The 17,057-nt window shown below is 49.7% G+C and carries 2 protein-coding genes; both read left to right on the top strand.

Annotation, left to right across the window (positions count from 1 at the left end):
* Nucleotide 1: 1 nt before the first annotated feature.
* A complete protein-coding gene (locus tag S4054249_RS19840) occupies nt 2-4,369 on the top strand; it encodes a type I polyketide synthase (protein WP_063881495.1) in 4,368 nt (1,455 codons plus the stop codon).
* Nucleotides 4,370-4,705: 336 nt separating this feature from the next.
* Nucleotides 4,706-16,870: an amino acid adenylation domain-containing protein gene (locus S4054249_RS19835; RefSeq protein ID WP_046354583.1), complete on the top strand. Its 12,165-nt coding sequence runs from the start codon at nt 4,706-4,708 to the stop codon at nt 16,868-16,870.
* Nucleotides 16,871-17,057: the final 187 nt, after the last annotated feature.

Raw genomic sequence — 17,057 nt, 5'->3', positions numbered from 1 at the left:
CATGTCAGAGAGTAATTACAGCGAACTAGATATTGCCATCGTCGGTATGGCTGGCCGTTTTCCAGATGCCGATGATGTTGATCAACTTTGGCAAAATGTCAGAGATGGCCACTGCGCCGTCAAAACATTTGATGACAACAGCTTAAAGGCGGCGGGCGTCAGCGATGAAGACCTTGCGCATCCGGATTACATTAAACGTGGTATTCCTTTTGCGGGGATGGCGCAATTCGACGCGGCATTTTTTGGCTATACCCCTAAAGAAGCGGCGCAGCTTGACCCACAGCAACGGGTATTTTTGCAAACCTGTTGGCATGCCTTAGAACATGCTGGGATTACCACTGACACCAGTAATTTTACCGGTGTATTCGCTGGTTGCGGTGTGACTGCGTATTTATTGCAAAACTTATTGGGTGATTCACAGCAAGATATCACCAGTTTACTGGCACTGACCAATGGTAACGATAAAGACTCATTGGCAACGCGCATCAGTTATGAGTTGGATTTAACGGGTCCGGCGGTGACCGTGCAAACAGCATGTTCAACGTCTTTGGTGGCGGTGCACATGGCGTGTCGTTCACTGCAAAACTATGAGTGCGACTCGGCCCTTGCTGGTGGTGTGTGGTTAAATTTAAACAACGAGCAAGGTTATCATGCGCCGACTGGCGGCAGTTTATCACCCTCTGGCCAACTGAGCGCATTTGGTGAGCAGGCGGATGGCATTTTGATTGGTAGCGGCAGTGCCGCTGTGGTGCTGAAGCGTGTAGAAGATGCCATTGAAGCGGGCGACCATATACTGGCCGTGATCAAAGGGTCCGCAATCAACAACGATGGCAAAGAGAAGGTCGGTTACACCGCACCAAGTGTCACAGGACAAGCGAGTGCCATTGAAGCGGCACTGGAATTTGCCGATATCGAGCCAAGCTCAGTGGGCTACATTGAAACTCATGGCACGGGCACAACCTTAGGCGACCCGATCGAAATCGCTGCGCTGAGCCGCGCCTATGGAGAATGCGACAAGCAGCAAATTGCCATCGGTTCCATTAAAGCCAATATAGGTCATCTTGATTCAGCGGCGGGTGTAACCGGTTTAATTAAAGCGGTGCAAGCACTGCGTCACAAAACGCTACCACCCAGTTTGCACTGTGAGCCACTGAACAGCAAAATCGACTTTGCGAATAGCCCATTTTATGTCAATACCACATTGACTCCATGGGAAAGTGACTCAGTGCGCCGAGCGGCGGTGAGTTCACTGGGGATGGGCGGCACCAATGCCCATGTGATTTTAGAAGAATACAGAGCAAATGAGACGCAGCACAGTTATACATCACCTTGGCACATTTTACCTGTGTCTGCGAACTCGCAGTCAGCGCTGGAAGCCCAGCGCCAAGCGCTGGTTATCAAATTACAGCAAAATCCAGATGATTTAGCACTTATCGCAGCACAATCGCAGCATAACCGTACCGCTCAGGCTGTGCGTCATGCCCTAGTAGTAGATAACGCAGAGCAGGCGCAGCAACTGCTAGTTCGTGATGTCGCTGGCGATAAAGCGGGCGCTGTGCAAGTGGCGCTGATGTTTTCAGGACAAGGGTCGCAGTATGTGACCATGGCTAAGCCTTTGCTTGAACATATGCCTGAATTTAAAGCCCAGTTTGATGATGTCATCGCTTTATTTGATAGCACCTTGCAAGATGAATTACGCCGCGTATTTACCCCCAACGATGATGAGCTTTTGGCAGCCAACCAGTTGCTAGGTCAAACCCGTGTGACTCAGCCTGCTTTATTTGTCGTCGCCTATGCCATGGCCAAATGTTATCAGGCTCATGGCATACACATCGAGGCTATGCTTGGTCACAGTATTGGTGAATATGTGGCTGCGTGTCTCAGTGAGGTGATGAGCTTAGATACCGCTGTGAAATTGGTGACGGCCCGCGGCGAAGCGCTACAAAAAATGGCACCGGGTGCCATGTTATCTGTGATGAGTGATGCGCCAAGTTTACAGCCGTATTTAAATGCACAACTGGATATCGCAGCGTGTAATAGCCCGACCAACACTGTTGTGGCGGGGTCTAAAGAAGCCATTAAGGCGCTGCAAACTGAGCTCAAAGCCGCCGATATCAGCGTCACGCGTTTGCATGTGTCGCACGCTTTCCACAGCCATTTGACTGAGCCTGTGTTGGGTGAATTTGCTGAAGTATTAAATACTGTGCAATTGAATGCACCGCAAACGCCATTTGTGTCAAACGTAACAGGGACTTGGATCTCGCCAGAGCAAGCGACTTCAACACAGTATTGGCTAGACCATATTCGCCAAGCAGTGAATTTTGTTGATGGCGTGAAAACATTGGCAGCCAAGTGCAATGTACTTGTTGAGGCAGGCCCTGGTGATACGCTCCAAAAGTTGGCCAAGCAGTCGATTGCAGATGATATTACGGTGCTTAATTCCATTGCCCATGCGCGCGATTTAAAAGCGCCTATTCCACCTTGTGTGAAAACACTGGCAAAACTGTGGCAATTGGGTGTGGCGATCGATTGGTCTGTGGTGTCATCGAATCCACATGGGTTAGAGATGGCCTTTCCGGCATATCAGTTTGATAGTACTGAATATTGGATTGATGCGACACACAGCACAGCACCAGTGACGACACAAGCACACAGCACAGGCCCTGAATTATTAGCGCCAGTTTGGCAGCAGCAATTGAATACAATCTCTGTGCTCAGCCAGTTCAACGGTGAAAAGGTACTCGTGATTGCGACGGATGCGCCAATACTGTCGCAGCTGACCAATGAACTCAGAACAAAAGGCGCAGAGGTGATCGTGGCATGGCAAGGGGATGAATTTGTCTCCCTTGAGCAAGGTCAATATCGTTTGGATTGTCAAGACGCCAATCAATTAACAGCGCTTTATGAGCAGCAGAGCTTTACGCGCATTGTGGATTGTCGTTTGCTTGATGAGTCAGGGTGTGGTTATCAGCAGTTATTACCGCTGGCCAAATGGCTATTGAGTCAGGGCACATTGCAGTGGACTGTGGTGGCCAGTGAATTATTCAGCGTATTAGGAGATGAGCAAATATCGGCGGACAGGGCCACAGCGCTTGGGATCACGCGGGTGATTGGCATGGAGCAAACTGCTATTGATTGCCAGCTGCGAGAAATCACCACCGCGCAGCGCGACAGCGCTCAGTCACACATTGCGGCGCAAGTGGTTGCAGATATGGCCAATGAAGCAAAAGAAATTGCTTATCGAGGTCGTCAGCGCTTTGTGTTAACTGAGCAGGTCTTACCGCAAACAGAGATTGCGGCGAATACTGCGTCGTCGCCAGTGACCTTTATCACAGGGGGTCTTGGTGGTGTGGGCTTGGTGTTAGCTAAGTTATTGGCTGCACAAGGTCATGCCTTGATGCTGCAAACCCGCGCAGAATTCCCTGACAGCGAGCAGTGGCCTGCCTTGCTTGTCGATGAGCACACCGACAGCAAGCTGATAGGTCAGATCCACGCACTGCAAGCACTTCAAGAAGCTGGTGCGCGCGTTGCAGTGGTGACTGCTGATGTATTAGATATTGCGAGTCTGAATGTTGCCATTAGTCATGCAGAGCAATCATTGGGCCGCATTACTCAGGTGATCCACGCCGCAGGCTTACCGGGTGGTGGCATGCTGGCTCAAATGACCTCTGAGCAAGCAGCGCACAGCATGGCAGCGAAAATCCGCGGTACAGATAATTTATTAGCTGCGTTTAAGTCACATCAGCTAGAGCGGATGATTTTATGCTCATCTTTGGCGTCAGTTTTGGGCGCGCTAGGCCAGAGTGATTACTGTGCTGCCAACAGTTACCTTGATGCCGTAGCGATGCAGCCTCAGCCATTTTTGGTGCAATCGGTGAATTGGGATGCTTGGGCTAATATCGGCATGGCAGCGGGTCACAGTGTCGGTGAAGACTTTGGTATTGATGAGCTGGCGGCCAAAACCTTATTGGATGGTATTAGCCAATCGCAGGCGCCGCAAATTTATGCTGCAAGCCTGTCTTGGCAGGCCCGTGCAGATAAGGTGGCAGAGCTGACTGAAAAGTTAATGCAGGCAAAATCTGCTGCGCCAAAAGGGCACAAACGTCCAGATCTTGATACCGAGTTTGAAGCCCCAGAAAGCGAGCTTGAACTGCAATTGGCAGCGATTTGGAGTGAGTTCTTAGGTTTTGACGAAATTGGTATTTTTGATAATTTGTTTGAGCTTGGCGGCGACTCGCTGATAGCCATTCAAATGTTGGCCAAGGTCAAACAGCAGTTTGCTGTTGAGATAGAGCCCGCCACGTTCTTCGAAGATCCTAACTTAGACAATCTTACTTTCTTAATTGAAGAACAGCTGCTGAGCGAATAAAGGGCGACTTTAAAGCACAGCGACCACTTTTTGGGAGGCCAAGTTAGCCTCCCACTTTATTTTTTTCCTCTCCCAACGTCTAGCTGGCATTAAGGGCGAATTTACCGACACATCTAAGCAAAATTCGATGTAATCACCACAACCCAAACAACAGAATAAGTAACAGTAATGCAGCCGAGATGTCTCGTATGCGTTGCAATGTATGGTGGTGAGTGTCATGTGGTAGCGAGCCAAAACCAAGTGCAATGTGGTTGAGTATAGGCAAAGCAATATTTTGTTTTTTATCTCGACCGACACACAGCAGTGCATAACAATCGATAGCCAGGTGGGATCAGCATGAGCGAGCAAAAGCGCAGAAGAAGACGCGAGCGCGGTGGCGCATTAACTGAAGAACAGCAATTAAAACTCAAAGCCAAATTGGCCGACAGTCAATCTAGAGCCAAGCAAAATCAGTTAACGGTACGCGAAGATAGAAGCGCTAAAGTGCCATTAACACCGGCTCAGCAACGACTTTGGACTGCGTGGCAGTTAGACCCAGCAGACAGTGTGTATAACTTAGCGGGCACCTTGTCTTTTCAAGGCCAGTTAAATAAAGCCTGGGTACAAGCAAGCTTTGCGCACTTGGTGGCAAAGCACGGTATTTTAAATAGCCGTTTCAGTGAGGAAGCGGGCACCGCGGTTCAGCAGTTGCAAGCGGATAATGCCTTCACTTTTATTGATGTGCCCAGCCAAGCTGATACCGTGCAACAGGCATTTGAGATTGCCGACCAGCCTTTTGATTTAACCGCAGAACCTCTGCTGCGTGTGGCACTGCTTGAATCTTCGGGTGAGTGCACTTTGCTGGTAGTGATGCACCACATTGTGACTGATGGCACGTCGATGCAGCAGCTATTTAATGAATTTATTCAAGCGTATGCACTGTTGCAAAGTCATCAGAGTTTACCTGAACTGACGCCGCAAGCCGATTATTTAGATTATGCTTTGTGGCTTGCACAGCAAGATCACACTGCATTGCTAGACAAGCAATTAACAGACTGGCAAGCGGCGCTTGGCGACGATTTTGAACCCCTGCGCCTACCTGCAAACAGCTTGGCAAGACAAGGCGGCAACTACCCCATCACGACCCAATCGATGACGCTGCCCAGCGATTTATGGCAGCAAGTGCAGGCTCTGACCAAACAGCACCAAGTGACGCCGTATTTGGTGCTGCTCAGTGCGTTTCAATATTTATTGCATCGCTATAGCGACCAACATGATGTCAAAGTGGGCGTGCCCATTGCCAATCGCCATCATGCGCAAACGCACGGGTTAATTGGCTTTTTCATTAATACCCAAGTGGTGCGCTTGGAAGTGGCGCCACAAGACAGTTTTTCGGCGTTACTGGATAAAGCCAAGTCGTTCTCGCAGTTTGCACAGGCCAACCAAGATTTACCTTTTGAGCATCTGCTCGATGCCATTAAACCGCCTCGCAGCACTGGGAGTCACCCGCTGTTTCAGGTGATGTTTAATTATTTAAAGCGTGACAAAGGTGCGATGGACTCGCTGCAAGGAGTAACGCTCAAAGATACTCAAGCGCTGCGCTTTTCGATGCCTTTTGATTTGCAATTGGATGTGATTGAAGAAGTCAGCGGTGATACCTCACTGCACCTTTACTATGCCAACACCTTATACAGTGAAGCATTTGCCAAGCATTGTTTAGATGAACTCGCTGCGCTGCTCAGTGCGGTCTCTTTACATCCTGCATCACCATTACAATATTTAGATTGGTATCCAGCGCACAGACAGCAGAGCTTGGAGTCGTTTTCAAATGGCGAGTCAGCATTTGAATGGCAAGACTCTATTGCCGACATCATCAGTGCGCAAGCCCAAAAAACACCAGAGCAAAGTGCATTGATCTTTGCCGGTGTGCATATGAGTTACGCGCAGTTTGAACAGCGCACCAATCAGTTGGCACATTGGCTAATTGCCCAAGGCATTGGCGCGGAAGATCAAATTGGGGTGTATTTTGACCGCAGTTTCGAAATGGTGATTGCGCTTATCGGAGTGATGAAAAGTGGCGCGGCCTACGTACCATTGGACCCCAACTTACCTGCTGATCGCGTTGAATACATTGCGCAAAATAGCACCTTTAAATTGGTGCTGGGAAATCGCGATAATCAGCAGTTTAACGTACCGTATTTTGCTTGGTCAGCGTTGTCAGAGCAATTAGAGACGCACCGTGGTGACTATCCAAATGTCACTATTTTGCCGCAGCAAGCGGCTTATGTGATTTATACCTCAGGCTCAACGGGCAAACCAAAAGGGGTGGTGAATCACCACCATGCTTTGTACAACCGGATCAGCTGGCAGGACCATGCCTATCCGATTGGCAGTCAAGATCACGTATTACAAAAAACGCCATATGGCTTTGATGTCTCTGTGTGGGAATTCTTCTGGCCGTTGATGCGCGGCGCAACCTTGGTGGTGGCTGAGCCGGAAATTCACAAAGAGCCCCGTGAGCTTGCTGAGCTTATTCAAGCCCAGCAGGTGACCTTATTGCACTTTGTGCCCTCGATGTTACAAGCCTTTATCAGTGAGCCACTGGCACATAAATGTACCAGCATTAAGCATATTATTTGTAGCGGTGAAGCGCTGCCTGCGGCTTTGCAAGCCGATACGATTAAGCTGTTACCGCAACTGGAAATCCACAATCTGTATGGCCCAACGGAAGCGGCCATTGATGTCAGCTATTACGAATGTGATGGCCGCGCAGACAAAGCGGTGCCAATCGGTAAGCCGATCGCTGGGTGTGAGCTGTGGGTGTTGGATCAGCAACTGAACCTGAGCCCAATTGGCGCTGTGGGTGAGCTATACATTGGCGGTGTTGGTCTTGCACGTGGTTATGCAAATCGTCCTGATCTCAGTGCGGAGCGCTTTGTTGCCAATCCGTTTGCCAATGACGGTAGTCGTTTATATCGCAGTGGTGACTTAGTGCGTTGGAGTGAGCTGGGAGAACTTGAATATCTTGGTCGAACTGATCATCAGGTGAAGATCCGTGGTTTGCGTATTGAGCTGGGTGAAATAGAGACGCAATTGTTTGCCCAAGATGGCGTAAAAGAGGCTGTGGTGGTGGCAGTCAGTGGCCCTAATGGCGGCGCGAGATTAGCAGCCTATGTCAGTGGGTCGTCTTTGGATGAAAGCCGTTTACAGCAGGGCTTAAGCGATGCCTTGCCCGATTACATGGTGCCAAGCAGCATCATGGTACTGGATGCATTGCCGCTGAGCAGCAATGGTAAAGTGGATCGCAAAGCATTACCTGAACCTAAGTTGCAAACTCAGCGCGCCTATCAAGCACCGCAAGGGGAGCGAGAAACATTACTGTGCCAGACATGGCAGCAGGTACTAGGGCAAAGCCCAATTGGCCGTGATGACAACTTTTTTGCTTTGGGGGGAGATTCAATTCTGAGCTTGCAAATTGTGTCAGCGATGCGCCAGCATGGCTTTGCACTGAGCGCCAAGCAAGTATTTGAAGCACCAACCATCGCTCAGTTGGCTAAAGCGCTGAGCGAGTTGAGCGAAGCAGATAAAATCCCGCAAGTGGTGAGCGGCGACGCGCCATTACTGCCGATTCAACACACGTTTTTTACCAGACAGCCCAGTCAAATTGATCATTGGAACCAAGCTATTCGCTTGACGCCACCCGCGCCCTTAGGCTTGGCACAGTTGAACGACAGTGTACAAATGCTGATCAAGCATCACGACAGCCTGCGTTTGCAATTTCAACATCAAGGGTCATGGCAACAAGCGTATCGTGAGTACGATGAAGCGAATTACCGCGAAGTGGTTTGGTATCAGCAAACCACAGACAGCGAATTTGATACGTATTTACTCAATGCCACTGAGCAGGCACAAGCCAGTTTAAGCATTCAGCGCGCTGACTCGCTGCGGGTTTTATATGTCCACAGTGAGCGCCGACAAGCCTTGATCTTAATTGCCCATCACTTGGTGATTGATGGTGTCTCTTGGCGTGTTTTAGTGGATGACTTATTGCAAGGCATTGAATTGGCTATTGCGGGAAAGGCAATTGCACTACCCCCAAAAAGCCACAGCTATCAATATTGGGCGCAGCAGTTGCAAGCCTACCCGAGTGCTCACGTCAATGAGTTTGCCCTGTGGCAAAACCAGCAGTGTGATGCCCTTGAGTTACCTAACTATGTGGCAGAGGGCGATGCGACCATCGCCAGTGCAGAAACTTTGCAAGTTAAGTTGAGCGAGTCACATACTCAAGCCTTACTATCACAGGCATCACGCCCATATCGTACGCATATTGATGAACTGCTGTTGGCTGCTCTGTGTGTCGCATTGAAGCAGTGGACAGGCAGCACCGACGCACAGGTATTCTTAGAAGGGCATGGCCGTGAACCGTGGCAGTCGCAATTGGATTTAAGCCGCACAGTGGGTTGGTTCACGTCACTGTATCCGGTGAAGTTAAGTTACGGTGATGATTTGGCACAGACCATTATCAGCACCAAAGAGCGTTTACGTGCGCTACCCAATAAAGGCATCGGGTATGGCGCATTTAAATATTATGGCAGTGAAGCACAGCAGCAGGTGCTGCGCACAGAGCGTAAGCCGCAAATTGAATTTAATTATCTAGGTCAGCTAGATGCCAACAGCAATGCGCAGTTAGCCGATTGGCAGATGAGTACAGACGGCGTCGGCAGCAGTATTGCTGCACAAAACCCGCTCAGCGCCGATATTGCTATTAATGGCGCGATTCAAAACAGCCAGTTACAGTTAGCCATCAGCTACAGTGGTGCACGGTTATTATCATCGGACATGGCTGAATTTGCGCAGTATTTTGAGCAGGCACTCAGTGAGGTTATTAACCATTGCCTTGAGGCTGAAGTGCGATTAACACCTACGGATGTGCCATTGCTGAGTCTATCTCAAAGTGAGTTAGATGCACTGCCGATTGCCCCGTCGTCGGTGTCGAGCATTTATCCGCTGTCTGCGATGCAGCAAGGCATGATGTTCCACTCCATGATTGAGCAAAGTGCTGCGTATCTGAATCAATTAAGGCTGGATATCAGCGGCTTGGATGTCACGCGTTTTAAGGTAGCATGGCAGCAAGTGGTGGCGCGACATGATGCCTTGCGCACAGGCTTTATCTCTGGGACGCAACAGCCTTTACAGTGTGTCATCCATGACCATCAAATCGTATTTGATGAATTGGATTGGCAAGCTGAGCCTGAAAAATCAACCGATAAACTGGCCCGCACAATTTTAGATACAGGTTTTGCGGTGACCGAAGAGGTGGGCTTAATGTCGTTCACCTTGGTACAGCAATCGGCGCAACAGCATCACTTCATTTGGACTTACCATCACATGTTATTGGATGGCTGGAGCAGCACCGCGGTGCTGGCTGAAGTCATGATGGCGTACCAAGGGAAAGCATTGCCGCAGCCCGTTGGTCAGTATCAAGATTATTTGGCATATCTTGCCAAACAAGATGAAGCGGCGGGCGATGCGTATTGGCAAAGCCGACTTGCACAGTTAAATGACGCCTCTTATCTGACTGAACTGCAAAACCGCGATGCCTTGGACAGCCAGTTAGGGTATGCGCAGCACACATTGCAGCTTGATGAACCACAAGCGGCACAGTTACAAGCCTTTGCACAGCAGCAAGAGATCACGGTTAATACCGTGCTGCAAGGTGCGTGGTCATTGCTACTGAGCCGCATGTTAAATAAATCGGCGGTGTGCTTTGGTGCAACAACCTCAGGTCGACCCGCTGATTTAGTCGGTAGTGACAGCACGGTCGGCTTGTTTATCAATACATTGCCGGTGATAAGCACCCTCGACAATGAGCAAATTGTGGGACAGTGGCTCAAAACCTGTCAGCAAGACAGTATGCAAAGCCGTGAATTTGAGCATACGCCTTTGTATCAAGTTCAAAAATTGGCGGACGGACAAGTGAGCTTTGATCAGCAAGGTCTGTTTGACAGCTTACTCATTTTTGAAAACTATCCAATTTCAGAGACATTAGGTGCCAATGAGTTGGACGGAGCAAAGTTTTCTTTGGTTGAAAACCGTGAAGAAACCAACTATCCACTGACGGTATTTGTCGAAACAGCGCAGGGGCTGACCATTAACTTTGCGTACCAAGGTTGGCGTTTAAGCGCTGAATTTGTGGCGTATCTCGCGAATAACTTGGCGCGTCTACTTGACGCACTGCAATCACAAGTTGAACAGCCACTTGGGCACATTCAATTGCTCGATGATGCCACGCAAGCACAAGTGAAGCAGCTCGGTATTGGTAAATCACAAACCCTGCCGAGCAGCGATGCATTGGCAATGTTTGAAGCACAGGCAAAGCAAACGCCTCAAGCTATTGCGGTGCAAAACGAGCAAGGTGAGCAGCTCAGCTATAACGCACTGAATGGTCGTGCAAATCAATTGGCGCAGGCGCTGCTTGCAGCTGGGCTGAGCACAGAGATGCCAGTGGCAATCAGCATGACCCGCGGTATTGAGATGATTGTCGCGATACTGGCGGTGAGCAAAGCGGGTGGCGTGTATGTGCCGATCGCGGTAGAGCTACCAGAAGAGCGCCGCGATTATATTTGTCAGCACAGCGGTGCAAAGTTTGCACTTACTAACTCAAAGGTATCCTATACTGAAGATGTGACCTGTTTAAACGTCACAGATCTGCCACTGACATCATATGACGAGGGCAACCTTAATGTGCAGCGCCATCACCATCAACTGGTGTACACCCTTTATACTTCAGGCTCCACAGGTTTGCCAAAAGGCGTGGCGATCAGTCACGGCAACCTGGTTAACTTCTTACTGGGTATGCAGCAGCAACTGGGCTTGGAGCGTGCGCTTAATGCATTGGCATTAACCTCGTTGTCATTCGATATCTCTGGGCTAGAAATTTATCTACCGCTGATAAGTGGTGGTACGGTTACGGTGGCACAAAATGCATCGACGCTGAGCGCTGCGTTATTGGCCGAGCAAGACTTAATACAAGCCACCCCAGCAGGTTGGCGCAGCTTGTTAGAGCTTGATTTATTAACGCAAGTGCAAGGTAAGCGAGCCCTGTGTGGCGGTGAAGCCCTGCCTGCTGAGTTGGTGGCGGATCTGGCACAGAGCGGCGTTCAACTTTGGAATATGTATGGCCCAACCGAAACCACCATTTGGTCAAGTTGCTATCACGTGACACAGGCACCAGTACATTTAGGCGATGCCACCTTAAATACTCAACTTTATGTGCTAGATAACCAGTTAAACCTGTGTCCACAGCAGGTGGCCGGTGAGCTCTATATTGCCGGTCTCGGTCTTGCCCGTGGTTATTTATCTCGCCCTGAACTCAGCGCTGAGCGCTTTGTGGCAAACCCGTTTGCGGATGATGGCAGCCGTTTATATCGCACTGGCGATCTGGTGCGTTGGAACCAAGCTGGTCAGCTTGAATATTTAGGCCGTACGGATCATCAAGTGAAGATCCGTGGTTACCGTATTGAGTTGGGTGACATTGAGGCGCAGCTGTATCGCTGTGACGGAGTCAATGAAGCGGTGGTTGTTGATGACAACAGCACGGGCGCAACGCAGTTGGTTGGCTATGTGTCTGGTAAAGCACTCGATAGCGAAATGATTAAAACCACCATCGCCCAGTGGCTACCTGATTACATGGTGCCTGCACTGGTGATGACGTTGGATGAAATGCCACATAACAGCAATGGCAAAATCGATAGAAAAGCATTACCAGCACCACAGTGGCAAGAAACACAGGCGTACGTTGCCCCGCAGACAGAGACTGAGTCGCGCTTAGCCACTATTTGGCAATCTGTATTAGGCGCAGAGCAAGTGGGCCGAGAGGATAACTTCTTTGCCCTAGGTGGAGATTCTATTAAAGCACTGAGTGTGGCGAGCCAAGGTAACCAATCAGGGCTTAATTTTGAACTCCCTCAGCTACTGAGTACGGGCAGTCTTGCCCAATTAGCGGTGTTGATTGATGGCAATGAAGCCAGTGCCAAGCCAGTGCTACAGCGTCAGGCACAGAGGTATTCTGGGCTGTCATTTGCCGAGCAGCGTCAGTGGTTCTTGTGGAAGCTATCACCACAGAGCAGTGCGTATCACATTAAAGGCGGTTTGATGCTGCAAGGGACGCTCAATACAGAGGCACTGCAAAGTGCGTTGGACTTTGTCAGCAATCGACATGATGCACTGCGTACCGTGTATGTTGAAGATAAAGACGCGCAGGTATCGCAATATATCGCACCGATTGGCCAATGTGCCTATCACGAGTTTGATGCCTCCAATGGTACGGACAGCACGGCATGGCGGGCGGATTTTGTGGCACAGCCCTTTGTATTGACCCAAGGCAACCTGTTCAGAGTTGGTCTGATAAAGCACAGCGATACACAGCATGAACTGGTGGTTGTGATGCACCACATTATCTCAGATGCGTGGTCATTACAGATCATTATTGACGATTTTGCTAAGGCATATCGCGATGCGCGCTCTGATAATACGCCACTAGTCGATACCGCAAGCGTGCGCTATAGCGATTATGCACAGTGGCAGCGGGCTTGGTTAAACGATGAGGTGAAAGCTGAGCAGCTCAGCTATTGGCATAGCGTCATTGGTGATGACTTATCTGCGCTGCGTCTACCAAGCGACATAGCGACGCAGCAAAGTCGCTATCTAGCGATTACAGAGCAAATTCAGCTAGATGATGGACTAAAAACAGCCTTGGCTGACTATGCTAAAGCCAATAACACCAGTTTGTTTAATGTCTTAATGACGGCTCTGAAGGTGTTGTTACATCGCTACAGCGGGCAATCAACCATTCGTGTGGGCATGCCGATTGCCAACCGTCATAACGCGGGCACTGAATCTCTGGTTGGCTTCTTTGTGAATACCCAAGTGATCACCACGCATCTCTCAGGGGATGTGTTATTGAGTGATGCGCTTGATCAGGTGAAAACCCACTTATTGGGCGCACAAGCGCACCAAGATTTACCATTTGAGCAACTATTAGATAGCCTTGATTTAGATCGTGATCTTGAACAGCCGTTGTTCCAAGTGATGATCAACCATCAACGCGTCGATGGGGAAGCGCTGCTTGCACTGCCTCAGTTAGACGTGAGCCCCGTATCTATTGCAGCCAGTGAAGCTCAGTTTGAATTGGTACTGAACTGTTATGAAAACAGCGACGGGCTTACCAATATTGAATTTGAATTTGCCAAAGAACGCTTTAGTCCGGCACGCCGAGCAGAACTGGCTTGTGCACTTAATGCGGTATTGACCGCATTAGTTGATACGCAATCACAGCGCATCGCTGATCTTGTGCTGCTCCCAGAAGAACAGCAAGCGCAGTTGCATGTTTTGAGTCAGGGACAAACACACACGGCGGCGAATTTGCTGACGTCGCAATTAAGTGCGATGGCAAAACAATACCCGCATAATAGCGCACTGAAATTTGCCGACACGGCATTGAGTTATCAGCAGCTCGCAGCGCAAAGTGATCGTTTGGCACATTACCTGTGCGCACAATCTTCCCCAGTTGTGGCGGTGCGTTTTGCTCGTGGCATTGACATGGTGGTTGCAGCCTTAGCTGTGTTGAAGTCTGGTGCGACATATGTGCCAATTGACCCAAGTTTGCCTCTTGAACGCCAGCAATACATTGCACAGCAAAGTGGCGCTGGATTATTGCTAAGTGATGATATTGCCAGTGAACTATCGGGTGTGCCTATCCATACACTGGATGAGTCCAAGCTCAGTGTGTATCCGGCAACGGCACTTGGCGACACCATTTTACCGCAGCAAACGGCCTATATGATTTTCACTTCGGGCTCGACAGGGTTACCAAAAGGCGTGGCTGTCTCGCATCAGGCGCTGGCAGATCATTGCTATGCCATGCAGCAGTATTATCACTATCAAGTCGGCGATCACGCTTTGCTCTTTGCCTCAATGGGCTTTGATGCAGCGCTGGAACAGCTGTTAATGCCACTGCTAAGTGGTGCACAATTAAGTGTGGTTGACCCGAAATCTATGGGCCCAGATGCACTCGTTGAGTACGTAGAGGCTCGGCAAGTCACCGTGGTGGATTTACCGCCAGCGTACTTGCGTCATGTGCCAAAGCTGGACTCAGTGCGCCTGTGTATTGTCGGTGGTGAAGGTTGGCATCAAGGTGACTTTAAATTGGCTCAGCAAAGCTTGCCACAAGCGCAGTTTGTTAATGCCTATGGCCCAACCGAAGCCGTGGTCACACCCACGTTGTGGATAGGCGATGCCAAGTCTTCTGTTGATGGTCGTTACGTCCCCATTGGTAAGCCGGTCGGCAATCGAAACGTGTATGTGCTAGATAGTGACCTGAACTTGTTGCCACAGGGTGCTGTGGGGGAGCTGTATATCGGCGGCAGCTGTTTAGCTGAAGGTTATGTGCAGCAAGCGGATTTAACCGCCGAGCGTTTTGTGGCGAACCCGTTTAGCGACAATGGCATGCGACTATATCGCACGGGCGACTTAGTGCGCTGGAATGCGCAGGCACAGCTGGAATACTTAGGCCGTGTTGACGATCAGATTAAAATTCGTGGTCACCGTATTGAGTTAGGTGAGATTGAGGCGCAGCTTAGTGCACTCGATGGCGTGGCACAGGCGGTTGTTTTGGTGCAAACTCAGCAGGAGCAACCTGTATTAGTCGCATTTGCGGTCAGTGATAAGTTGACTGGCAGTGCGCTGCAAGTTGCGTTGCGCGAGCGACTACCTGAATATATGATCCCGCAAGCTATTGAAATTGTGACGCAGTTGCCGCTCAATCAAAATGGCAAGGTGGATCGTAAACGCTTACCAACACTCACACTTGTATCGGAACAAGGTGCATTTGTGCCGCCACAGGCGGGTCTTGAACAGCAGATAGCGCAGATTTGGCAATCACTGTTAAATACCCCGCAAGTGAGTCGACACGATAACTTCTTCGCATTGGGCGGGGACTCCATCAGTGCGCTGCGTTTGGTGCCTAGAATTAACCAATTAGGTGATTATGGCATTGCAGTAAAAGACATTTTCAATGCACCAGATTTGGCGGTTTTAGCCCAGCTGACTGCGCAGTCTGAGCAGGGGCCAGCACGTTTAGCACTGGTGCCTGTCAAGCGCACACAGCGAATGCCAGTGTCTGCGGCGCAGCAAAGTCTGTGGCTGACTGATAGAATGAGTGATGCTGCGGATAAAGCTGCGTATAACATCGCGGGGGGCGTAACTCTCAGTGGTGAACTAGACACTCAGGCTCTTGAGCTGGCATTTAATCAGTTACTTGCTCGCCATGAAGTGCTACGTACTCGCTTTGTGAATGTTGAAGGCGAGCCGCGCAGTGAAGTGCTTGAAAATGTAAACTTTACCATTGCTGTTGAGCAGGTTGAGTGTGCGCAAACGGCGATGCAAATTCGCCGTGACTTTGAGCAGCAAGGCTTTGATTTAAGCACCGCACCATTGATGCGCGCCAAAGTGCTGCAACTGGGGGCCGATAGCTATCAATTATTAGTGAGTATGCATCATATCGTCAGTGATGGGTGGTCAATTGCCAACTTGGTGCAAGAGCTTGGCGTGTTTTATGCCGAGCAGCTTGGAGACAGCAGTTTAGTAGAAGCGATGGCGCCGCTAGAGGTGCAATATGCAGATTATGCGCACTGGCAAAATGCCCGTTTAGCATCCGAAGAGGGGGCTCAAAACCACGCATTCTGGCAGCAACAGCTTGAGGCAGCACCACAGGTTTCCACGTTACCGCTGCATTTCCCGCGTCCTGACAAACCGAGCAGCCAAGGCGAGCAGGTACGTTTTGATATTAAGGCTGATACAGCCGCGCAATTACAAGCCTTGAGCGAAGCGCATCAGGTATCCTTATTTGCTTTGTTAAAAGCCAGTTATATGGCGTTTTTGAGCCAGCAAACGGGACAGCAAGACTTAGTGGTAGGCACACCCATGGCTGGTCGAGAAACACTCTCGCTGGAGCCATTAATTGGCTATTTCATTAAGGTGATGCCACTGCGCGTAAAAGTCAGTGCAGATGAGAGTCTTATCAGTTTGGCAAAGCAGGTTCAGCAGCAATTTTTAGCGGTGCAAGATCACCAGCTGCTGACGCTTGAGCGGATCATGCAATTGGTGGATACGCCGCGTCAAGCGGGCACCTCGCCAATCTTCCAGCAGTTGTTTGTGATGCAAAATACGCCACAGCCACGCTGGCCTGTTGACGGCATGGAGATCACTGAGCTGCCAAGTGGTGAAGTGAGCAGTAAGTTTGACTCAGGCATTTTCATTGAGCCGAGTGAAACTGGGTTCAGTGGTAATCTGGTATTTAAAACAGACCTTTACCTGAAAGATAAAATGGCGACCTTGGTCACTCAGTGGTTGAGTCTGTTGGATACCTTGGCAGCTCACCCTGAGCAAGCCTTGCCTAAGCCTAAACGCAGTAGCGGTGCTAAAAAACGCAAGTCTGCCAAATTTGGTAAATTGAAAAAGTAAGCTGATTTTTAATATTAACCCAGAGCCAAGGTCGCCAAGTGATCTTGGCTTTTTCATCTTCTTGCCAGCGCATAGGCAAGTAAAGCCACATTCTTACGTGTTTTCCTTAAAAAAAATCCTACTTTGCTCGTCATTAAAAGACATCCCTAGATTGTGGGTAAACAATGCCCAATGCAAGGTGCCGTGA

Source organism: Pseudoalteromonas luteoviolacea (assembly GCF_001750165.1).
Lineage (GTDB): Bacteria > Pseudomonadota > Gammaproteobacteria > Enterobacterales > Alteromonadaceae > Pseudoalteromonas > Pseudoalteromonas luteoviolacea_G.
This window is presented reverse-complemented; position numbering and strand designations above follow the sequence as displayed.

Excerpts from the sequence above, each read along its gene's own strand:
- S4054249_RS19835 (WP_046354583.1), top strand. The coding sequence starts at position 4,706 with ATGAGCGAGCAAAAGCGCAGAAGAAGACGCGAGCGCGGTGGCGCATTA.
- S4054249_RS19840 (WP_063881495.1), top strand. The coding sequence starts at position 2 with ATGTCAGAGAGTAATTACAGCGAACTAGATATTGCCATCGTCGGTATG.